Here is a 24,076-nt window from a genome sequence, read left to right on the forward strand (position 1 = left end):
ATATAGTTGGAATATATGATCTTAATCGTCAGGCCTGCAAAACAGGTCTGACGGTTTTTTACGTATATTGTTCTTTGCTGTTCTTTATTTTTATTTAACGTTAAAAAATGTTGTAAGCAAATAGCAATTGTGATAAACTATTAGAAAAATTGATTTCATTTACATGGAGGCATTTATAGATATGAAGAAGCTTATTTTAGTTACATCACCACCAGCATGTGGAAAGACATTTATTTCAAAGCAGGTTGCAAAGGCACTTCACAATTGTGTATACCTTGACAAGGATACACTTATCGTGCTTTCAAAGCAGATATTTGTGGTTGCCGGACAGGAGTACAACCGTTCATCAGATTTCTTCCAGAAGGAGATCAGAGATTACGAGTATTACTGTGTGCTGGATCTTGCATTTGAGGCATTGGATTACAATGATACAGTTCTCATCAATGCTCCGTTTACAGAGGAGATCAGAGATGATGAGTATCTTGACAATCTTCGCGCTAAGCTTGCAGAGAAAGATGCAGAGCTCTTCGTTATCTGGGTAAATACAAGAAAAGATGTATGTCATGAGAGAATGATCAAGAGAGCTTCAGACAGGGATACATGGAAGCTTGAGCACTGGGATGAGTACATCAACAGCCAGAACTTCAATCCGCCTACAAACATCAAGGATCTCTTCATTTTCGAGAACTCATCAGAGGAGGAATATGAGGATTCGATCAAGAAGGTTGTCAAGGCTGTAAGAGGTTAATTGGCACATACAATAAAATATTTATGACAGGAGTAGAGAATATGGCAACAATCAGAAGTTTTAGAGCCTATAGACCGAGACCAGATGTTGCAGGCAGAGTAGCTGCCTTGCCATACGATGTGTATAACCGTCAGGAAGCAGAGATAGAGGTCAAGCGCGAACCATTATCATTTTTGAAAGTGGACAGAGCAGAGACATCCTTTGGACCAGATGTGGATACATATGCTCCATGTGTATATGATAAGGCTGGTCAGCTGCTTCAGGGCATGATAGATGATGGAACATATATCATGGAGCGCAGACCAGTCTATTATATTTATGAGCTTATCATGGATGGCCGGCATCAGACAGGACTCGTGGCATGTTCTTCTATAGATGACTATATGAATGGAGTCATCAAGAAGCATGAGAATACCAGAGAGGACAAGGAGATAGACAGAATAAAGCATGTCGAGGCATGCGGAGCGCAGACGGGACCTATATTCCTTGCGTACAGAGCGATAGATAAGGTTGACGAGATCATCGATAGAGTGAAGAAGGGTGATAAGTTGTACGGCTTCACATCACCTGACGGGATCACTCACAACGTATGGATAATAGATGGCCAGGAAGATATAGACACCATCAGAGCTGCATTTGAAGGAGTGGACGATATCTATATAGCGGATGGACACCACAGGGCGGCATCGGCCGTCAAGGCGGGAATCCATATGAGAGAGAAGAATCCGGGATATACCGGGGATGAGGAATTCAATTATTTCCTCTCTGTACTTTTCCCTCATGACCAGCTTATGATCATGCCGTACAACAGAGTGGTAAAGGATCTCAACGGACATGACAAGCAGGAATTCATGGATGAGGTTTCAAAGATATTTGATGTGACAGCCAGTGATGTTCCGGTGGAACCACAGGTCAAAGGACAGGTGGGAATGTACATGGATGGAAGCTGGTACAGACTGGATGTCAGAGAAGGTATTGTTCCGGATGATGTCGTGGGCAGACTTGACGTATCGGTACTTCAGGACAATGTGCTTGCACCGATACTTGGAATACAGGATCCGAGAACTGATCAGAGGATCATGTTCGTAGGTGGAATCAGAGGACTTGCAGAGCTTGAGCGTCTGGTGGATGGAGGAATGGCGGTTGCATTCTCGATGTATCCGACATCCATCACTGAACTGTTCGACATTGCAGATGCGGGACTTCTCATGCCTCCAAAGTCAACGTGGTTTGAGCCAAAGCTCAGAAGCGGAATATTTATACACAAGATAGACTAACATTAGGAGAAGGGGTTTTATGGAGATATTTGTATTGAAATCAGATGAGGTTGCAGCGATAACAAGGGGTACGCATGGCAACCCTCATCATATTCTTGGTATGCACCAGTGTCTTAATGACTGCTATGTAAATGCATACCTTCCGAGGGCTACGGCTGCGTTTGTTCTCAGGATAAATGAAGAAACGGGCGAGCCGATATTTAAATATCCTATGACCGAGATAGGTTCACAGGGATTTTTTACAGTGAAGATCGAGGATAGCGGGGCATTTGCATATAAGCTCATAACAGAAGGCGAGCAGGCGGCTGAATTCTATGATCCGTATTCATTCGGATACAGCGTGGATCCGGTCAATGTCATGAAGGTGGTAAATGGAGACGATGGAATATTGTCGGATTTCCATGTAAAGGATCTGTTTGGAGCAAGACAGATCACGCTCGATGGTGTACAGGGTGTATCGTTCTGCATGAATATGCCGGGGGCAACCAGGGTCAGTGTGGTCGGAGATTTCAACGGATGGGATGGACGCGTGAATCCTATGAGAAGGATTGACTACACTGATATGTTTGAGCTGTTCATTCCGGGCGATCTCATGAATACCAGATACAAATTCGAGGCATTATACAGAGATGGAAATACAGATATATTTGCAGACCCTTACGCTGAGGTTTATGAGGTGGCACCGGGAAATGCGTCGGTACTTGCAAAGCTTGAGTATAGCTGGTCAGACTCTTCATATATGAAGAAGAGAGGCAGTGTATCTGCCCCGGTAAATATATATGAGGTCCACATGCCGACATGGAAGAGAAACTCAGATGGATATCCTCTTAACTATCTCGAATTTGGCAAAGAGGCTGCCATGTACGTGAAGAATATGGGATACAACTACATACAGTTTATGCCACTTATGGAATATAGAGATGACAATGGCTGGGGTTATGATACCGTGGGAATGTTCGCTCCGACATCGAGATTTGGATCACCTACGGAGTTCATGGCCATGGTCGATCATTTCCACAGCAAGGGAATAGGCGTTATCATGGATATGGTATCTGTGAGGGATGTGGATTGTATCGCATATTGGATAGATACATATCATCTGGACGGAGTAAGGCTGGAGGATGAGGAGCTTATCAGAGCGCTGAGAACAAACCTCGGTACTGCAGGTGATGATGTTATGACAGATCTCAGGTGGAATAATGAGGCTGTGTCCAGAGTGACAGATTTCATGATGATACCTCCTGTGAACAGAGGAAGCTTTACGGATTATACATGTGGTATACCATTTGATGAGAAGGATGATACCGTATGGGCGCTCAGCCATGATGAGGTTGCATATGAGCGTGGAAGTTACGCATCCAAGATGTCGGGTGGCTATGAGGACAAGTATGCTGATCTCAGACTTCTGTTTGGTCTCACCATGTCACTACCGGGAAGAAAGCTGACGTTTATGGGACAGGAATTAGGCGGATTTGCCGGGTTTGACGGAAGAACCCAGATCGACTGGTCGGTTCTTGAGTTCGATGCAAACAGCTATTTTCAGAAATATATAAAGGAACTCAACAAATTATACGATACAAAGAATGCTCTGTGCGGTGATGGCAGGGACCTTGCCGGCAGTGCACTTGATATACAGGAGAAGGGACAGGTAATATCATTTGTAAGACATGGTTTGGATGTCGCAGATGATGTGTATATTGTCTGCAACTTCGGACTTAAAAATGTGACAGGATATAAGCTTCCGGTTGAGACGGATGGAAAGTACAGAGAGATCTTCTCAAGTGATAACCTGAAATATGGAGGCGAGGGCAACAATAACAAAGGATATGAGACTGCTGCGGATGGCGTGATAGAAGTGAGTGCTCCTGCACTGTCATTTGCAGTGTTTGCCCATGTAAAATAGGAGGAATAGACATTTATGCTATTGATTGGTGATCTGTATAACATGGCGGCTGATACTGCGACCACAGAGAGTGTGGTCGGGGATGCTGTGAAGGAGGCAACGGATCAGGTGAGCATCATAGGACAATATATCCAGAAGCTTACAGACTGGTGCATGTCCAAGCTGGGCAGTATAGTAGTGGCGGTCATATTCATGGTTGTCTGCTTCAAGCTGGTGAAACTTCTGCTCAAGATACTCAGGAAGAGCTTCGAGAGATCAAAGCTTGATCCGAGTGTTGCAGGATTTTTCATATCGGCGGTCAGGATCGTCATGAATGTTTTGATCGTGCTCACTGCGGCGAGTATCGTGGGATTTCAGATCACATCATTCATAACCATACTCGGTACAGCAGGCGTTACCCTTGGACTTGCACTCCAGGGAAGTCTGTCAAATCTTGCGGGCGGGCTGCTGATACTCATACTGAAGCCATTCAGGGTCGGAGATTATATAGTGGAGAACAATACCCACTGTGAGGGAACAGTAGTGTCCATAGATATATTCTATACAAGACTTATAACCCTCGACAACAAATCAGTCGTCATACCGAATGGTAACATATCCAATACATCCCTTGTGAATGTGACTGAGCACGATATGAGGAGAGTGGAGATACCATTTTCCGTTGCGTATGACTCCGATATGGAGAAGGTCAAGAGAGTCACACTTGAGACCATAAAGGATGTTGACGGTTTCCTTAAGGATGAGCAGGTTCTCTTCTATATAGATGAATTTGCTGACAGCGGTATCAATATGTATGTGAAGTTCTATGCGACGATAGAGAAGTTTTTCGATGCCAAGTGGGATGCCATGTGGAAGCTCAAGAAGGCATTTGATGAGAACGGCATAGAGATTCCGTTCAATCAGGTGGATGTGCACATGAGACAATAGTTCATTAACACACATAAAATGCTTGATTTCTTGCAAAAATAAAGGCAATCGAGTATAATCATGTGGATGTAGGTATCAAAGACCGTGTATTTATTGCACAGTCTTAATATAAATTTGTTTAAGGAGTGATTGATATGACAAAGATTGATATTATCTCAGGCTTCCTTGGGGCCGGTAAGACAACGTTGATCAAGAAACTTATTGAGCAGGCATTTAAGGGCGAGAAGCTGGTTCTCATAGAGAACGAGTTTGGTGAGATAGGAATCGATGGCGGTTTCCTGAAGGATGCCGGCGTTCAGATCACAGAGATGAACTCAGGTTGTATCTGTTGTTCACTGGTCGGAGATTTTGGTACTGCACTCAAGCAGGTTATCACAGATTACACGCCTGACAGGATCATCATTGAGCCGTCAGGAGTTGGTAAGCTGTCTGATGTTATCAAGGCAGTAAAGGATGTATCAGGCAATCTTGATGTTGAGCTCGACAGCTACACAACAGTTGCCGATGTGTCAAAGGTTAAGATATATATGAAGAACTTCGGTGAGTTCTTCAATAACCAGATCGAGAGTGCCAACACTATCATCCTGAGCAGAACACAGACAACCACACAGGATAAGATCGAGAAGGCTGTAGCCATGATCAGAGAGAAGAACGATCATGCAACCATCATCACAACTCCATGGGATGAGATCGATGGAGCAGCCATCAGAGAGGCTATGCAGAACTACAAGTCTCTTGAGGAGACAATGATGGATGAGGCTAAGAAGGGACATGATCATGACCACGACCACGGCGATGAGTGCACATGTGGCTGTCACGACCATGACCATCATCACGACCATGATGACGACCATGAGCATCATCACGACCACGATGAGCACGAGCATCACCACGATCACGATGACCACGATCATCATCATGATCACGACCATGGCGATGAGTGTACATGTGGCTGCCATGACCATGATCACCACCATCATCACGCAGATGAGGTATTTACAAGCTGGGGCAAGGAGACTCCTCACAAGTACAATGAGGACAAGCTCAGAGAGATCCTTGACACTCTGGCTGACACAGAGAAGTACGGTGTCATCCTCAGAGCAAAGGGTATCGTTCCTAGCGATGCAGGTGAGTGGCTGTACTTTGATCTTGTACCAGGCGAGTTCGAGATCAGAAAGGGCAAGGCTGACATCACTGGTAAGCTTTGCGTAATAGGAAGCAAGCTTAAGGAGGACGACCTTGCAGAACTGTTCGAGGTTTAAGCAGGTTGTTCTATGATAAGGAGTTAATATGATGGGACGTCAGAATAAAGAGATACCTGTATATGTGTTCATGGGATTCCTTGAGAGCGGTAAGACAACATTTGCCAAGGAGACCCTGATGGACAGAGGCTTTACAGGTGGAGCCAAGACACTTCTTCTCGTCTGTGAGGACGGAGAGGAGGAGTATGATCTTGAGGCTCTGAAGAAGGCTAATATATATACAGAGTTCATAGAGGAAGATCAGCTCACCACAGACCATCTCCTTGACCTTCAGGACAAATACAATCCGGAACAGGTCATGATCGAGTACAATGGTATGTGGAAGCTCGATAAGATATTTGAGATAAGGGTTCCAAAGGGATGGACGGTTGTCCAGGTTATCTCATTTGTGAATGCGGAGACATACGATGTGTACTCACAGAACATGAAGGCAACCATGGTTGAGCAGTTCAACAGTGCGGATATGGTCATCTTCAACAGATGTGATGAGAATTCCAAGATTCCTGAGTGGAGAAGATCCATCAAGGCGGTGAACAGAAGAGCACAGATCATCTTTGAGATGAAAGATGGCTCCATTGCACCTGAGACAAATGAACCTGAGGATCTGCCATACGATGTGAGCGCAGATGTGATAGAACTGCCGGATGACGATTTCGGTATCTGGTATGTGGATGCATCTGACATGAAAGAGAGATACGACGGCAAGAAGATCCACTTCAAGGCCATGGTGTTTAGACCTAAGCAGTACGGCAGCAATGCATTTGTTCCTGGAAGATTCGCCATGACATGCTGTGTTGAGGATATCCAGTTTGTCGGATTCAAGTGCTATTATCAGGGTGCTAAGAATCTTGTGGACAGACAGTGGGTTGATGTCACAGCCAAGATAGGCTACGAGTATTACCCAGATTTTGAAGGTGAAGGACCTGTTCTCACAGCAGAGAAGGTCACGCTCACAAGTGCGCCTGATGAAGAGGTAGTATATTTCAGTTAAGAGTTGAGCAGCTCCCTGAATACATGATATTTGATGTATCCGGGGAGCTTTTTTTGCGCGGCCGGAGAATGCCGGAAGAGCTTTGACGTGTCCTTACGAAAGTGTAAGTTGCGTTATTTACCGGCAGAATTTATTATAAGTTTAGTGTAAAAAATAAAGTCAAATTGGAAGGAAAGACTTATGATCAGATCGGCGAAACTTGCGTGTGGCGGTGCGGTTGCACTTATGCTGCTTGGAGGTATGATCTGTCCAGCTATGGCGGAAACGAACACAGATAGTGCATATGGACGGGTTGAACAGAGGATAATTGAAAATAACCCTGATTTTGATATACAGCTAAAGTATGGACTCAATGGATATGCGGTAAATGACAGAGGCAGTGTTATCAGGCTGGATATTGTGTGTGACACAGATTTTGCGGGAAATGTGTCTGTACAGACGAGCTATTCCGAAGGCTTTGGCACGAAGAATATGACATATGCCAGAGATGTGGAATTAAAGGCAGGAGAAAATACAGAGCTGGAATTCTGTGTCGATAATATGGGCTCCGGTATAGCAAAGGTTGAGATCAAGGACAGTGACGGAGAGCTGGTGTACTCAGAGCGGGATTCACTGAGTATAGAGGGCAATGATATGGTAGCCGCAGTGGGAGTGATTAGTGACAGACAGGATGCCATGTCTTATATAGAGGATGTCTCCATGGACAATGTGTATGATAATGCAAAGGTAGAGACTGTTGCATTATCACCCTCAGACATTCCTGAGTCCGAGGAGGGACTGGAGGCTATAGAGTACCTGTTGGTGGATGATTATGATCTGTCGGGATTGTCAGAGAAGCAGAGTGCTGCCATAAAACAATGGGTGTACAGTGGTGGAGCTATGATACTGGCCAAGTCGTCAGATGAAAATGAACTCAGCAGCTTTGACGGCGATTTTGTATCCGCTGTGAATGACACACAGAAGGTTCATGAGCTGGACGGCTCAGATGGGTCCTATCTGAATATGGGATATGGCAGGATCGTGGTGCTCCCATATTCACTTGCACAGACTGATGAGAAGGATAAGACTGCCCAGGCGCAGGCTGCTCTGGAGGCAGGCTTTACGGATATGACACATAACTGGATCGATGGAGGCTGGTATTATGGTGGCACATATTATGGATATGATGTGGCAAATGCAGCCAACAAGAGAAGCACCCCGTCACCTGTTGTCATTATGCTCGTGCTGATCATATATATCATTGTGTGTGGTCCTGTGGCGTACATCGTCCTCAGCAGGCTCAAAAAGAAGGAGCTCATATGGGGAGTTATCCCGGTATGTGCAATTATCGGTACAGGTGCCATATATATGGTAAGCCTCAAGTACAGAGTTACAAAGCCTATCGGACTTACATTTGTGGCTGCGGATATAAGCGGTGATACCAAGCGGGAGAACGCATATTCATATATAATAGGCGGAAAATCTGGACAATACAAGATAGACATCAACAGCAAATATTCCAACATCGAGGTGGATAATTCCATGGAATCCAGCTTTTATGACAATCTCAATGCGGTAAAAAATGATGGAAAAGATGGCGTTACACTGAATTATTACAGCAATCGTTCATTTGGCACTATATCAGCTAATGCAAGCTTTGCTGGAAGCAACGATATTGGAAGGATTCGGAAGAATTTGACATTATATACAGATGGCTTTGAGGGAACATTGACAAATGACACCTCGTACGATGTGGAGAATCTTGTGGTCATGTCCGAGGGATATTATTACGTTGCTGATGTCCTGAGAGCGGGAGATACCATACGGATAAGCAGGAAGAATACCCACAAATTTGACGGCGGCTCCATACTTGACGGAATGAGATCATATTACACGAAGAAGTATGGTGAGGATTATTTCGGAGATGATGAATCGTCGACGGAATGGTCCGGAAATTATTACATGCAGCTCCGGCTTGCCCAGTACAGTAGACTCGCTGCAGATGACGGCGTTGTGGCTGTGTGGGGAACCATACAGCGGGATCCGGATATGATGAGTGATGCCGATACGGAAAATTATGGCAGCTATATGGTATACGACATAGATACCCTTAAATATGAGGATGTGGATGGAGTTTATTATTACAGCATTTATGACAGGGATGAGAATGGAATCGGCGGATCAGATTATGGTGATGACGATCTGTTAATGTATTCTGAAACCGTGGACGTTAACATCAGATTTGGCAAGAATGATGATATAACGGAACTGATATACGATAAGACCCAGGCGGGAAGCGGCAAGAACAAGGTCGTAGTGCAGATGCTCAACAGAGAGACCGGCGAATATGACACGGTATTTGCCGATGGACAGACGATCATAAAGGGGCAGGAACTTGACAAATATATGTCGGACGGATGCCTGGCTATGAGATTTATATCTCCTCAGCAGGGAGATTATTATGTGGACAGTTACCTTCCACATATCAGTGCGAGGGGAGGTGTCCGGTAATGGTTGATATAGAAGAACTCACCAAGAGATATGGAAAGTTTGTTGCGCTCGATCATATGAACCTTCATATTGATAAGGGCGAGATATTCGGATTTGTCGGACCAAATGGTGCCGGTAAGACGACAACCATGAGGATCATGTGCGGACTCCTTAAAGCCACATCGGGAAAGGTCACCATAGACGGTGTAGACGCACTTGGCAGACCTGCGGATGTGAAACGGAAGATAGGATATGTTCCTGACTTTTTCGGTGTGTACGACAATCTGAAGGTCATGGAGTACATGGATTTTTATGGCTCCATGTACGGCATGAGCAAGCGGGAAGTGGAGAAGGTCGCAGATAAATATCTGGAGCTTGTCGCCATTCAGGATAAAAAGGACGAGTTCGTCGACAGCCTTTCAAGAGGTATGAAGCAGAGACTTTGTGTAGCAAGAGCGCTCATACATGATCCCGAGCTTCTGGTGCTCGATGAGCCGAGTTCGGGTCTGGATCCAAGGTCAAGACATGATATGAAGAATATACTGCGTGATCTGAAGGAGATGGGCAAGACCATCGTGATAAGCTCGCATATTCTGCCGGAGCTTTCAGAGATGTGTACGAGTATAGGTGTCATAGACCACGGAAAGATAGTGGCCAGCGGAAGCGTGGATGAGATTGTAAATGGTGATAAGAACATGCCTCCTGTAAGGATAAAGGGATATATGTTGGGACTTGATGCGGAGGCCTCAGCCAACAGGATATCTGTCATTGTGAAGGAAAGATTCAATGTGGATCGCATAAGTATACAAGATGGAGAAATTCTTGTCTATTATTCAGGCACGAGGGAGTCTGACGCCGAGCTTCTCAGAAGTCTTGTGGACAACGGTGTGCACGTTCATCAGTTTTTCAGGGAGAAGGAAGATCTGGAATCCCTGTTCCTTAAGATTACGGGAGGTGAGAATCGTGGCGCGAAGAACAATTATTAATCCCATATTGAAGAAGGATATTCTGGTAAATGCGAGAAGTGCCAGAATGGTCGTGACGATAACAGTCATCAACTGCCTGTTTGCGCTGGTTGTCGGAATGCTCTTCATGACGAGCAGAGGCTCAGCATATCAGGTATATTATTCAAATATTGCACAGATGTTTCCTGTGCTTGCGGTGTGTGAGCTGTGCATAATAGGACTCATAGTTCCGATAATCACATCCACCTCGATATCCGGTGAGAGGGAGAGACAGACGCTTGAGATCATGCTGACGACTCCGGTAAGACCTATATCGATAGTTGCCGGAAAGCTCCTGTCGGCAGTTGCCACCACGGCAATGTATGTCATAGCAACTCTTCCGTTTATGGCGGTTGCATTCATAGTTGGAGGAATGGGCTGGGACGAACTGTTCAAATACCTTGGAATGGTTCTCTTTATAGATATATACGTTGGTAGTATCGGAATATTTTACTCCTGCGTGAAGAGAACTTCTGTGTCGGCGGCCATATCAACCATAGTGACTATAGCGGCTGTTGTGTTTTTATCATATGCGATAGGAAAAGTTTTTGAATCCATGATGTATATGTCGGACGGTTCAAGAAGCAGTTATGCTGCTTATATGATGGGAAAGGCAGTGTGCTATGCAGTCAATCCTGCCATATGGATAGCAGAAAATTTCGTCAGATTGCTCGAGGATGAATCTGTGGTGGAAACCATGACGGGATACGGTAAATACACGAATTTCGTGGTGGATCATATGGCCGTGATCTCAGTGTGTGTGAATCTCGCAGCATCATTTGTGTTGCTTAAGGTGGCTTCGGTGAAGCTGATTAAGGGCAGCAGAAAAAGGAAAAAGTCAAGGATATGATATTCCAAACAGGTATACAAAATGGAGTTTGACTTGTGTTTGATTATGGGATATCCTTTTTAGTGTAATATGTGCTCCGATGGAGAGGCTGCTCGGCAGAGCGGGAAGGAGCACTTGCTTATGTATAGTAAAGTATTAAGTGGACTTGTACAGGGAATCGACGGGACGCTCATATCAGTGGAGACGGATATACACGATGGGCTTCCCGTTATGAATATGGTCGGATACCTGTCCTCCTGCGTGAAGGAAGCAGGAGAACGGGTCCGGACTGCACTGCGCAATTCCGGTTTCAACATTCCTCCGAAGAGAATAACGATCAATCTCTTTCCGGCGGATATCAGAAAGGAAGGCACTGCCTTCGATCTGCCCATCGCAGCGGGTATGCTGGCGTCCATGGGCGTTATTCCAACAGACAATATAAAGAACATACTTATTCTTGGAGAGCTGGGGCTTGACGGACATGTGAATATGGTGAGCGGTGTGCTGTCCATAGTTCACTCTGCGTACAGCGAAGGTGTGAGGAGCTGTATAGTGCCGGCGGGGAATTCCAGGGAGGCCGCCATTATACGTGGGATGACTGTTATACCGGTCACAAGTATAGGAGAGCTGGTCGATCACTTGAGTGGTATACAGACCATAGATCCTGAATATGTTGATGTAGAAGCCATGCTAGATACGTCAGGGGATGAAGCTGAAGTGGATTTCTCTGAGGTAATGGGGCATGAATCCCTTAAACGTGGAGTGGAGATAGCCGCGGCGGGAATGCACAACATACTCATGACAGGCTCCGCCGGGGCAGGCAAATCCATGATAGCCAGACGTATCCCGACGATACTTCCGAGACTCAGCCTTGAGGAGAGTATAGAGATAACGAAGGTGTACAGTGTGGCGGGACTTCTGGATGAATCCTGTCATATAATAAACCGCCGTCCATTCCGGGCACCTCATCATACGATATCCCTGCATGCCCTGTCCGGCGGCGGGCATAATCCGAGACCAGGAGAGATCAGTCTTGCACACGGTGGTGTGCTGTTTCTCGATGAGCTGCCGGAGTTTAACCGGAACGTGCTCGAGGTCATGAGACAGCCCCTTGAGGACGGTGAGGTCAGTATATCAAGGCTTGGTGGAATATACAGATTTCCTGCGGACTTCATGCTGGTTGCGGCGAGAAATCCATGCCCCTGCGGACAGTACCCGGATATGAACAGGTGTACATGCACGGTCAGGCAGATCAGAAATTATAATGCCAGGATAAGCAAGCCTCTGCTTGACAGGATAGATATAAATGTGGATGTTAGGAAGGTGGACTGCAGACAGTTATTTGGTGGCCGGACAGGGAAGAATTCAGCAGAAATGAGGGAGAGTGTGCTGAGAGCCCAGAGGATACAGAGTGAAAGGTTCAGCGGTGAAAATATACGGTTCAATTCCCAGATGGATTCGGCATTATGCAGTAAATATGTAGTGCTTGACGGCGAGGCAAAGAATTTCATGGAGGACTGTTTTGCTGATATGGATATGACTGCGAGAGGAGCATACAGGGTACTCAAGATAGCCAGGACTATTGCGGATCTCGATGGAGATCCTGAGGTCGGGATAAAACACCTGAGAGAAGCGGTGTTCTTCAGAAATGCGGACATTCAGGGAGGTGTGTGACATGACGGAGGAATTACTTTATCTCTGGTTTGGGATGATAAGCAGAATGACTCACACTGTGAAGATGAACGTTGCCATGAAATACGGAGGTATAAGAGGACTGTGGAACACTTCTGAGGAACAGCTTCGGGATGAACTCACACAGGCTCAGGCTGACGGATTCCTTGAACACAGGGATGCCGGGAAAGTTGCGGCATATGCAGAGGAGCTTCGAAGAAATGACATTACATATATTTATCCGGGACATAAGCTGTATCCCGGGAAGCTGTATGATATACCGGACCCCCCTATGCTTCTGTTTGCAGCAGGGGATGTGGATGTGCTGGCGGACCTGGACCCTGCGGTTGCGGTGGTAGGGGCAAGAAAGGCCTCTGTGTACGGAAGGGAAGCTGCCGACAGGCTGTCGGGGGAGCTTGCAGCATCAGGGGTTACTATAGTCAGTGGAATGGCACTGGGAATAGATGGTGCTGCGCACAGAGCTGCCATGAAGGCCGGAGGAAAGACTGTGGCTGTGCTCGGAAGTGGTATAAATGTTCCGTATCCGAGGGAGAACTATGATATATATCACGACATAAGAAATGGCGGCGGAGTAGTGCTGTCGGAATGTGGGCTTGACATAAGACCGGATGCTTTCAGATTCCCGTACAGGAACAGGATAATCAGTGGACTTTCGTCCGGTGTGCTCGTCGTTGAGGCGAGGGAAAAAAGCGGTTCTCTGATCACTGCGGACCAGGCGCTGGAGCAGGGGCGGGAAGTGTATGCTGTTCCCGGGAGGATCACGGATTCGGGCAGCAGAGGCTGTAACGGACTTATCAGAATGGGGGCGGTGTGTGTCACACAGGTGGAGGATATACTTGATGAAATGGGCATAAACCGAGCTGAATCAAAGGCGTTTAACAAAAATTTACTTGCGCCTGCAGAGAAAAAAGTGTATAGTTGTGTACGTTTGGAATCAAGGCATATAGATGATATATGCTTCGAGACTGGGATTTCAGTGTCTGAGGTGACTCAGATATTGTATGAATTAGAACAGAAAAGATTGATAAAACAGTTGGTAAGAAATTATTATGTCAGAGCCTGACCATGAAAATGAACACTGCCGGAAGATGCTCTGGGATGATAAGAATTACAGGAAACCTACAGAAAGGACAGATAGCTATGGCAAAAAATCTTGTTATTGTTGAGTCTCCGGCTAAAGCTAAGACAATAAAAAAGTTTCTTGGATCAAACTATGAGGTGATTGCTTCGAATGGCCATGTGAGAGATCTGCCAAAGAGTCAGATGGGAATAGACGTCGATAATGATTTCGAGCCCAAATATATCACTATAAGGGGTAAAGGTGATATCCTTGCCGCTCTGAGAAAAGCGGTTAAGAAGGCCGACAAGATCTATCTCGCAACTGACCCGGACCGTGAGGGAGAGGCTATATCCTATCATTTGATGAAAGCACTTAAGCTGGAGAATAAGGATTACAAGAGAATTACGTTCAATGAGATCACAAAGAATGCGGTAAAGAATTCTATAAAGCAGGCAAGGGACATAGACATGAACCTTGTGGATGCCCAGCAGGCGAGACGAGTGCTCGACAGACTTGTTGGTTACAAGATCAGCCCGGTTCTCTGGGCAAAGATCAAGAGAGGTCTTTCTGCCGGACGTGTACAGTCTGTTGCACTCAAGCTCGTGTGTGACAGGGAGAAGGAGATAAATGATTTTATCCCGCAGGAATACTGGACACTGGACGCGAATCTGACTGGCGGCAAGCTCAAGAAGCCTATCACGTTCAAGTTTACCGGAGATGGTAAGAATAAGGAAGAGATATCAGGCAGAGCGGCACTCGATGAGATACTCAGCGGTCTTCAAGATGGAGAGTACATTGTAAAGTCCATAAAAGAGAGTGAGAGAAACAAGAAGGCACCGCTGCCATTTACAACAAGTACGCTGCAGCAGGAGGCTTCATCGAAGCTCAATTTTGCGACATCCAAGACGATGAGAATCGCACAGCAGCTCTATGAGGGCGTTGATATCAAGGGCCGTGGAACGATAGGTCTCATAACATACCTGAGAACAGATTCCACTAGAATATCAGAGGAAGCAGTTGCTGCTGCTGACAAATATATAACGGACAATTTCGGTGATATATATATTGGCGATTCAAATGGACGCGCCAAGACAGACAAGAAGATACAGGATGCTCATGAGGCTATCAGACCTACAGATGTGACTCTGTCACCGGTCATGGTAAAGGAACAGCTCTCAAGGGATCAGTTCAGACTGTATCAGCTCATATATAATCGTTTCCTTGCAAGCCAGATGGCGGGGGCGGTATATTCTGTCAAGAGTGTAAAGGTAAGCTGCGGCGATGCGACATTCCAGACATCTGCATCAAAGATAGCATTTGACGGATTCCTTGCTGTATACAATCTGGACAATGACAGAGGAGAGACAGTTGCGGGAATCAACAATCTTGCTGAGGGCGATGTGCTGGAGCTTGACGGCTTTGAGGAGAAACAGCATTTTACACAGCCGCCTGCAAGATATACAGAGGCATTGCTTGTCAAGACATTGGAGGAGCTTGGAATTGGAAGACCAAGTACCTATGCTCCAACCATATCGACCATACTTGCGAGAAGATATATAACGAAGGAACAGAAGAAGTTATATGTGACAGCCATAGGTGATGCGGTTAACCAGAGCATGGAGCAGGCGTTCCCGGTTATCATAGATGTGAATTTCACGGCTAACATGGAGTCCCTTCTCGATAAGATAGGAGAGGGAACTGTGGACTGGAAAGTGGTTGTCCGCAATTTCTATCCGGATCTCGACGAGGCGGTGAAGAAGGCGGAGGCAGAACTTGAGTCCATCAAGATAGAGGATGAGGTGTCCGAGGAAGTGTGTGACGTGTGCGGACGAAACATGGTCATCAAGTATGGTCCTCACGGCAAATTCCTGGCGTGTCCTGGATTCCCTGAGTGCAGATTTACAAAGCCGTTCTACGAGAAGATAGGTGTTACCTGTCCTAAGTGTGGCGGAGACGTGGTCATCAAGACGACGAGAAAGGGCAGAAGATACTATGGATGTATCAATGCACCTGAGTGTGATTTCATGTCATGGGCAATGCCAAGCAATGAGAAATGTCCTGAATGTGGAAAGTACATGATAGTAAAGGGCAATAAGCTGGTATGCTCAGATCAGGAGTGTGGTTATACCTGCAACAACAAGGCGGCGGAGACTGCTGATAAATAATTAAGATATAAGATATGTGACAGACAGATTCCTAATTGGAGACAATTAGTGAATTTGTCTGTTTTTTTGTTGAATTGTAGAAAAATTAAAAGAAGTGTATGGTTGTCATAATTATTAAAATTGTGTCGAAAAAAAGACTGACCACTATATGTTGTGGCTGAAAAATCCAGTAAAATCAACACTTTCTTAAATCTTTGTTTTTAGGACAACTTTACATAAAATATGGTTGTTATGTCAATCTTGTTGTGGTAGAATCACAAATAGTCATAATATTTCGAGCAAAAGATACTTTTTGTTACATAAAAAAATGGAGGATAACTTATGAGTGTACAATTGTTAGATAAAACACGAAAAATCAACAAGTTATTGCACAATAACAATTCACATAAGGTTGTTTTTAATGACATTTGTGATGTGCTCAGCGACATTCTTGCTTCAAACGTGATGGTAATAAGCAAGAAGGGCAAGATACTCGGACTCAAGAACAGAGAGGATATTCCGGAGATCCATGAGCTCATTGAGGGTAAGGTAGGAAGTCTCATAGACAACATGCTCAACGAGCGTCTTCTTCTCGTCCTGTCCACTAAGGAGAATGTTAATCTGACGACACTTGGATTTGATGGAAAGGATATAGACAAGTATCATGGTCTGCTCCTTCCTATTGATATAGCAGGAGAGAGACTTGGAACTCTGTTTCTGTACAGACTTCAGACTGAGTACGATATAGATGACATCATTCTTGGCGAATATGGAACCACCGTTGTGGGACTTGAGATGATGCGGGCGCTCAATGAGGAGAATGCTGAGGAAAACCGCAAGCTGGCCATAGTGAGATCAGCAATCAACACTCTGTCGTTTTCAGAGCTGCAGGCGATCAAACACATTTTTTCCGAGCTTGACGGCGAAGAGGGAATACTGGTGGCAAGCAAGGTCGCAGACAGGGTAGGCATAACAAGATCGGTTATAGTGAACGCACTCAGAAAGTTTGAGAGCGCAGGTGTTATCGAGGCGAGATCATCGGGAATGAAGGGCACGTACATAAAAGTGCTGAATGATGTGGTGTTTGATGAACTGAAGAATGCCTGAGAACAGAATTATAAATACATCGAAAAGGAGAGACGTATATGATACCGGCAATAGTGACATTGATAGTAGGTGTAGCGATAGTGATAGTAAGCTTTTTCCTCACTGACAGTCCAAAAGAGAATACAGAGAATTCTGTGATGGATGAGAGCAGGGAGAATCTGGAGAAGAAGCTTGATGAGTATTGTAACAGCCTTGTAGAGAAGAAGAAGAATGAGCTGAAGAAACAGGGCGAAGCTGTGAAATCAGACATGAAAAAGGGCCTTGATGAGGTCAGGGAGTCATCGAAAAAAGAGCTTGCTGAGATGAGAGAGAGTTCAAAGAAGGAAATGAGTGAGCTCATGGACAGCACAAGGAAGGAGCTGGATGAGTTCAGAGCCGGCACAGTCAAGGCAAATGAGACAGCCCAGGCTGATACCCAGAAGAAGATAGATGATGCAGTCAAGGCATACGAGGAGGGTATAGAGGCTGCAAAGAAGAAGATGCAGACAGAGCTTGAGGCTTGTGAGAAACAGTTGTCAGAGAAGGCCAAGAAGCAGATGATAGATTACATCAACCAGAGCCTTAAGGATGCATACGAGGCATATGATCCGGATGACACCAGCGAGAAAGAGCCTGTGACATACGATGAGCCTGAGACTGTAGAGACTTCCGAGTCAGAGCCTGCGGAGGCAGATAACGGATCAGAGAAGACTGAGCCGGATGCAGAGAAAGCTCAGTCAGAAAATGATTCTCAGGCAGCAGATAAGACAGAGACAGCAGATGGAGCTGAGACTAAAGCTGATGCTGAAGCAGAAGATGACGTAAGGACAGACGGTATCGCTGACAATGATAAGTCGGAGACATCCGAGGGTGAAGCGCAGAAAGAGAATACCGAGTCAGAGAGCAGCACTGAGGCTGCTGCAGATGCAGAGGCTGCCGAGAAAGCAGTCAGTGTGGAGGATGCACCGGTAACAGACAGTGCATTTACAGTGGTAGAGGCTGAAAATCCTGAGAAGGCAGCCGCAGCAATCGCTGAGAATAACAATGCTGCCAGATCTAGAAACAATCGTTCAAAGAAGAGAAAAAAGAAGAAAGCCGCTCAGAACAAGGTTGTTGATATATGGGATGAAGGCACAGATGTAGAGTCACAGGTTGCAGACCTGCACAAGAAGGGACTCAGCATCATGGAGATCGCAAACAAACTTGGAATAGGAGTTGGGGAGGCTAAGGTTATGATAGACAAGATCAATGAGGCTGACAAACAGTAATCAGTCCGGGAGGTAAGCTATGTATAAAAAAAGTTATTTCAGAGGCCTTGGTACAGGGCTGGTGATAGGAGCACTTACCATGACTGTTGCGTTTAATTTTGGAAATGCCGGAAAAACTGATTCAGGTCAGGGCAAGACGGCGGTCGTAAGTCAGCAGCAGGATAAGAGCACAGAGGATTCTTCCACAGAGACGACAACAGAGAAGAAGACCGAGGATAAGACGACAGAAAAGACAACGACAGAGAAAGTAACCACGGAAAAGAATGCCAATGCCGATAAGACTACAACAGAGACAGGCAAGTCAGAAAATGGCAAGAGCGATGCAGAGAGCGGCAGTGGAAGCAACAGTGGTACGACCGGAAGCTCCGACAAGTCAAATGGAACCGGCACAACAGATAACAACGGAGGCCTTTCTGATAAGACAGAGAGAGTTCCATCTGCCAAGGACAACGGCTATACAGAGGATAAGAATTCGCAGACCGGTTCAGGAAGCAGCACAAATAAGACTACCGAGGCGGCGACAGAGGCTGTGAAAGCGAGTGCCATCAAGTATGACAATGGCGGCGGAGAGATCACATTTGGGGCCGGCACATCAGCATACGAGATATGCCAGTTGCTTGGACAGATAGGCATCAGGGATGCAGATGAGTATTACGACTGGCTTCTCAGATCGGGATATTCTGAGAGTCTTGTACCTGGAACATACACATTTACCGGAAATGAGACAAACGGCGGAATAGTATGGATACTATTAGGTAATCAGTAAAGATACGAGAAAAGGGAGGAGTAATCAATTATGGGAGACAATATGAATAATGAGGAGATGGGATATCCGGGACAGCGTTTCAGTGCGGGTAGTGGTAGTAGTAGTATGGATCCGTTTGCGCCAAATCCGGCAGCCTTGCAGTATGTACCGAATGAATTTGGAATAACTCACAGTGAGACCAGTCCTATGTACCGGTATAACAATCCGGCTGAACCGGATTGTGGAGCTGCCTCACAGACGGACAACTATTATCCGAGACAGCAGTACGGTCAGAATCATCAGTATGGCCAGAACCAGATGTATGGTCAGAATCCACAGTATGGACAGAACCAGATGTATGGACAGAGTCAGCCATATGGCCAGGGCTACGATCAGGAGACTATGAATCCACAGGGGAAAAAAGCAAAGAGTTCCGGATCAAATGTTCTGGCAGGACTGGTAGGAGCGTTTCTTGGATCACTGGTCGGAGTTGTGCTCTGGCTTGTTGTGTATAAGCTTGGTTATATCGCAGGCATATCAGGAGCGGTTATGGTCATATGTGCCATGATGGGGTACAACAAGTTTGGAAAGAAACTTGACCTGAAGGGCATAATAATCTGCGTAGTGTTGTGTATAGGAATGATATACATTTCAGAGAGACTGAGTGTCAGCATGGAATTATATCAGGAATTTAGTGATTATGGATATGATGTGAGCTTCTTTGACTGTTATAAGAGTATGTATGATGTGCTGGATGCTGCAGATACTATGAGTTCATTCTGGGGTGAGCTTGCGGTCGGTTATCTTCTGTTTGTTGTAGCCAGTGTTTCATATATAATAAACAGCATCAGGACAAGAGCAAAATAGAACACGGACCGGCAGACAGAATACTTCTTATAAAACATATATTTTCAGAAAAAAGTGCTTGAATGCACTTTTTTTTTGTGTTACAATGTCGATTGCGTGAGTGCGCATAACAAATATACATGCTGGTTGATAGTTGGCGTGGTGCCTGTGCTCGGGTGGTCCAAAGAGTTGATGCCGGCAGAAGATTTTAACCATGGAGGTAGAAAAAATGAGCGTTATTTCAATGAAGCAGTTATTAGAGGCAGGTGTACATTTCGGACACCAGACAAGAAGATGGAACCCTAAGATGAAGCCATACATCTACACAGAGCGTAATGGTATCTACATCATCGATCTTCAGAAGTCAGTAGGAATGGTTGACGATGCTTACAATGCAATCGGTGATTGTGTTGCAAACGGTGGAACAATCCTTTTCGTTGGTACAAAGAAGCAGGCTCAGGACTCAATCAAGAGCGAGGCAGAGCGTTGCGGTATGTACTATGTAAATGAGAGATGGCTTGGAGGTATGCTTACAAACTTCAAGACAATCCAGACAAGAATCGCTACTCTTAAGAAGTACGAGGAGATGGAGCAGGACGGTACATTTGACGTTCTTCCTAAGAAGGAAGTTATCCAGATCAAGAAGGAGATGGAGAAGCTCGAGAAGAATCTTGGCGGTATCAAGAACATGAAGAGAATCCCAGACATGATCTTCGTTGTTGATCCTAAGAAGGAGAGAATATGTATCCAGGAGGCTCAGTCACTTGGAATTAAGCTTGTTGGTATCGCTGATACAAACTGTGATCCAGAGGAGCTTGATTATGTAATCCCTGGTAACGACGACGCTATCAGAGCTGTAAAGCTTATCGTTTCAAAGATGGCAGACGCTGTTATCGAGGCTCAGCAGGGTGTTGATGCTGATTCAGTAGATGAGGCAGAGGCTGAGGAGGCTGCAGAGGAGTAATCTGTAGTTGATATTGATCATCATTGATTATAATTAATAAATGATTATAAAAGGTAACGGGGTAATATAAAAAGTATTATCCCGTGACTTTTAAAGAGACATATACAGGCTGAAAAAGCTTTAATAAAACGACATAACCATTATTATGATATGTCAATATTCAAATTTGGAGGTAAAATAAGATGGCAATCACAGCAGCTCAGGTTAAAGAGTTAAGAGAGCTCACAGGTGCCGGTATGATGGATTGCAAGAAGGCACTTGCAGAGACTGATGGTAATATGGAAGCAGCAGTAGATGTACTTCGTAAGAGCGGTGCAGTTAAGGCTGAGAAGAAGGCAAGCAGAATCGCAGCAGAGGGTATCTGCCGTGCAGCAGTTAATGGTACAACAGGTGTTGTTGTAGAGGTTAACTCAGAGACAGACTTCGTTGCTAAGAACGAGATATTCCAGACATTTGTTCAGCAGATCGCTGATCAGGCACTTGCTTCATCACTTGTTGGTGGCAAGGATGGCGAGGATGTTGAGGCACTTCTCGGAGAGAATGGTCTTAAGGAAGCCCTTGTTGACAAGACAGCAACAATCGGAGAGAAGTTATCATTCCGTAGATTCCAGAAGCTTTCAGGCGATGTAGTAGTTGACTACTTACACGGCAATGGAAGAATCGGTGTTATCGTAGCTGGTAACGGCGCAAGCGATGACGCTGCTAAGGAAGCACTCAAGAACGTAGCTATGCAGATCGCAGCTATGAACCCACAGTACATCAGCAGAGCTGATATCTCAGCAGACGCTATGGCTAAGCTTAAGGAGATCACAGTTGACAGTGCACTTAATGCACCTGATACACTTCCAAAACCAATCCTTAACAAGCTTATCGCAAAGGCTGTTGACGGCGTATGGAGCGCAGAGGATGTAGCTATCTACGAAGAGAAGAAGAGCAACATGAACTTCTTATTCAACTTCCTTTCAAAGGAGGCAAAGGCACAGCTTGCAGAGCTTGCTATCGCTGATAAGGATGTTATCGTTGCAGATAAGATCTTCAATGGTCTTGTTGAGGGACGTATCTCAAAGCAGGTTAAGGAGATCAGCCTTCTTGATCAGGTATACGTTAAGGCTGAGGATGGCAAGCAGACAGTTGCCAAGTACCTTGAGTCAGTTAACAAGGATCTCAAGATCGCCAGCTTCGTTCGTTTCGAGGTTGGAGAGGGAATGGAGAAGAAGAACGAGGACTTCGCAGCCGAGGTTGCTAAGCAGATGAACGTTTAATCATATCCCGTATCTGAATAAATGAATAATTGCCTTGCGGTTGGCTTTTGAGCTGGCCGTGGGGCTTTTTTATTGTCTGTTTCTGCTGAAATCCGGCACTGTATAAAATATAATCTATATAATTGCGGTTCAGATGATCGCAAACGAGCTGAGTAACGAGCAGGGACACATAGAATCGGCATCCGGGCTTCTGGTCGACCTTATGCCTGACGGTGTGGAGGCTGCAGAGAGGATAAGAATGCTGCCGGGTGAGGCTGCAACGAGGATTCCGATCATAGTCCTCACGGCCAAGGCTGAGACTGATGACAAGATCAACGGCCTTGATCTGGGGGCGGACGATTATCTTGCAAAGCCATTTGAGACAAAGGAACTCCTGGCAAGGATACGTGCGATAACCAGAAGAAAGAGTGAGGCGGTCAGCACGGAGATGAAGTATGGCGACTGCACGTTAAACAGCCTGAATTATGAGCTCAGTTCATCTGGTGGAAGCGTAAAGCTGCAGAACAAGGAATATCAGATCATGGAACTGCTGATGGCAAATCAGAATGCGATAATATCAGCAGAGCTTATGATGGAGAAGATATGGGGCTGTTGAGTCCTACAGCCTTGACAATATAGCTGCTGTTGATGAATCGGAAGCCGAGTCGTATGCTTTGAAGATACTTGGGGACGGTTCAGACAGTGGATTTACGGATATATACAGATACAGGGTAGCGGACTGTGAGGATGGAACCAGGATAATATTTGTCGACTGCCGTCAGGAGCTGGAGTCGTTCAGAAATACATTGGTATACAGTGTAGGAGTGTCACTTCTGGGATTCCTTGCGGTGTTCATGCTGGTGCTGTTCTGGTCAAAGAAGATATTCAAGCCGGTGGCTGAGAGTTATGCCAAGCAGAAGCGGTTTATCACCGATGCAAGCCATGAGATCAAGACACCCCTAACCATCATAGATGCAAATACCAAGGTTATAGAGATGGTGAACGGTGAGAGTGAATGGACGAAGAACACCAGGGATCAGGTCAAGAGACTGACAGCGCTCACAAATCAGATGGTGGCTCTCTCCAGACTGGATGAGAATCCTGAACCGAAGGAGAAGGCAAAGTTTGATCTGTCTGATGTGGCGTATGAGGTGATAGATCATTTCTCGTCTCTGTCAGAGGTTCGAGGCAAGAAGATCAGCGCGGATATCGAAGATGGAATAAAGTATGTCGGAGATGAGAATTCCATCAGGCAGCTCATAAGCATACTGGTGGATAACGCCATGAAGTATGCTGTTGAATCAGCGGATATAAGTATATCCTTGAAGCGTGATGGCAGAAAGGTGAAGTTTGTTCTCAAAAACCTCACAGATGGCATGGAAGAGGGCTCTCAGGATATATTGTTTGAGAGATTCTATAGACCTGACAGCTCAAGAAATTCGGAGACCGGAGGTTCGGGAATAGGACTTTCTCTCGCCAAATCGATAGTTGAGTCTCACAAGGGCAGGATAACAGCAAGATGTGACGGGGATGGATACATCACATTCCAGGTTACATTATAGAATAATACAGTGTGTATACGTTAAAACGCTCTGTTCATGATATGAAGTTTACATAACA

General features: G+C 45.5%; 20 protein-coding genes. All 20 read left to right on the forward strand.

From position 1 onward, the window contains the following. The first annotated feature begins 181 nt into the window (after positions 1–181). Positions 182–748 (forward strand): AAA family ATPase, encoded by a 567-nt coding sequence (locus tag DXD11_RS01585; RefSeq protein ID WP_015533536.1) that lies wholly within the window; start codon positions 182–184, stop codon positions 746–748. Positions 749–789: 41 nt separating this feature from the next. After that, the gene (locus DXD11_RS01590; RefSeq protein WP_055223949.1) at positions 790–2,025 is read left to right on the forward strand and encodes a DUF1015 domain-containing protein; all 1,236 of its coding nucleotides are present in this window, start codon (positions 790–792) and stop codon (positions 2,023–2,025) included. 19 nt (positions 2,026–2,044) lie between these two features. Further along, positions 2,045–3,928, forward strand: coding sequence for a GlgB N-terminal domain-containing protein (locus DXD11_RS01595; RefSeq protein ID WP_118016665.1), 1,884 nt, complete (start codon positions 2,045–2,047; stop codon positions 3,926–3,928). A gap of 15 nt (positions 3,929–3,943) precedes the next feature. Next, the gene (locus DXD11_RS01600; protein WP_118757636.1) at positions 3,944–4,855 is read left to right on the forward strand and encodes a mechanosensitive ion channel family protein; all 912 of its coding nucleotides are present in this window, start codon (positions 3,944–3,946) and stop codon (positions 4,853–4,855) included. A gap of 134 nt (positions 4,856–4,989) precedes the next feature. Then, positions 4,990–6,117, forward strand: coding sequence for a CobW family GTP-binding protein (locus DXD11_RS01605; RefSeq protein WP_117548775.1), 1,128 nt, complete (start codon positions 4,990–4,992; stop codon positions 6,115–6,117). 28 nt (positions 6,118–6,145) lie between these two features. Beyond that, the gene (locus tag DXD11_RS01610; protein WP_022216087.1) at positions 6,146–7,108 is read left to right on the forward strand and encodes a TIGR03943 family putative permease subunit; all 963 of its coding nucleotides are present in this window, start codon (positions 6,146–6,148) and stop codon (positions 7,106–7,108) included. Positions 7,109–7,288: 180 nt separating this feature from the next. Beyond that, positions 7,289–9,598, forward strand: coding sequence for a hypothetical protein (locus tag DXD11_RS01615; protein ID WP_118757637.1), 2,310 nt, complete (start codon positions 7,289–7,291; stop codon positions 9,596–9,598). Then, positions 9,598–10,563: an ABC transporter ATP-binding protein gene (locus DXD11_RS01620; protein ID WP_117548777.1), complete on the forward strand. Its 966-nt coding sequence runs from the start codon at positions 9,598–9,600 to the stop codon at positions 10,561–10,563. Before DXD11_RS01615 ends, DXD11_RS01620 begins: the two co-directional genes overlap by 1 nt. After that, entirely contained in the window at positions 10,541–11,431 is an 891-nt protein-coding gene (locus DXD11_RS01625; RefSeq protein ID WP_118016663.1) for an ABC transporter permease, read from the forward strand. Before DXD11_RS01620 ends, DXD11_RS01625 begins: the two co-directional genes overlap by 23 nt. Before the next feature lie 120 nt (positions 11,432–11,551). Next, the gene (locus DXD11_RS01630) at positions 11,552–13,084 is read left to right on the forward strand and encodes a YifB family Mg chelatase-like AAA ATPase (protein WP_118757638.1); all 1,533 of its coding nucleotides are present in this window, start codon (positions 11,552–11,554) and stop codon (positions 13,082–13,084) included. A gap of 1 nt (position 13,085) precedes the next feature. Continuing rightward, positions 13,086–14,165: a DNA-processing protein DprA gene (gene dprA / locus DXD11_RS01635; protein ID WP_118757639.1), complete on the forward strand. Its 1,080-nt coding sequence runs from the start codon at positions 13,086–13,088 to the stop codon at positions 14,163–14,165. Between the two features lie 77 nt (positions 14,166–14,242). Further along, on the forward strand, positions 14,243–16,327 hold the full coding sequence (gene topA / locus DXD11_RS01640) for a type I DNA topoisomerase (protein ID WP_118757865.1): 2,085 nt from the start codon (positions 14,243–14,245) through the stop codon (positions 16,325–16,327). 321 nt (positions 16,328–16,648) lie between these two features. Next, a complete protein-coding gene (codY, locus tag DXD11_RS01645) occupies positions 16,649–17,413 on the forward strand; it encodes a GTP-sensing pleiotropic transcriptional regulator CodY (protein WP_022216094.1) in 765 nt (254 codons plus the stop codon). Positions 17,414–17,451: 38 nt separating this feature from the next. Beyond that, on the forward strand, positions 17,452–18,660 hold the full coding sequence (locus DXD11_RS01650) for a DUF6115 domain-containing protein (protein ID WP_118757640.1): 1,209 nt from the start codon (positions 17,452–17,454) through the stop codon (positions 18,658–18,660). 19 nt (positions 18,661–18,679) lie between these two features. Beyond that, positions 18,680–19,426 (forward strand): hypothetical protein, encoded by a 747-nt coding sequence (locus DXD11_RS01655; RefSeq protein WP_118757641.1) that lies wholly within the window; start codon positions 18,680–18,682, stop codon positions 19,424–19,426. 30 nt (positions 19,427–19,456) lie between these two features. Further along, positions 19,457–20,272, forward strand: a complete 816-nt coding sequence (locus DXD11_RS01660) for a hypothetical protein (RefSeq protein ID WP_117548783.1) — start codon at positions 19,457–19,459, stop codon at positions 20,270–20,272. Positions 20,273–20,480: 208 nt separating this feature from the next. Further along, positions 20,481–21,215, forward strand: a complete 735-nt coding sequence (gene rpsB, locus DXD11_RS01665) for a 30S ribosomal protein S2 (protein ID WP_015533520.1) — start codon at positions 20,481–20,483, stop codon at positions 21,213–21,215. A gap of 182 nt (positions 21,216–21,397) precedes the next feature. After that, complete coding sequence (tsf, locus tag DXD11_RS01670) at positions 21,398–22,477, forward strand: translation elongation factor Ts (RefSeq protein ID WP_022216097.1); 1,080 nt, start codon at positions 21,398–21,400, stop codon at positions 22,475–22,477. A gap of 133 nt (positions 22,478–22,610) precedes the next feature. Then, a complete protein-coding gene (locus tag DXD11_RS01675; protein ID WP_118757642.1) occupies positions 22,611–23,072 on the forward strand; it encodes a response regulator transcription factor in 462 nt (153 codons plus the stop codon). A 58-nt stretch (positions 23,073–23,130) separates the two neighbouring features. Next, positions 23,131–24,018 (forward strand): sensor histidine kinase, encoded by an 888-nt coding sequence (locus tag DXD11_RS01680; protein WP_118757643.1) that lies wholly within the window; start codon positions 23,131–23,133, stop codon positions 24,016–24,018. The last annotated feature ends 58 nt before the right edge of the window (positions 24,019–24,076 follow it).

Source organism: Coprococcus sp. TF11-13, assembly GCF_003481085.1.
GTDB classification, from domain to species: Bacteria; Bacillota; Clostridia; order Lachnospirales; family Lachnospiraceae; genus Coprococcus; species Coprococcus aceti.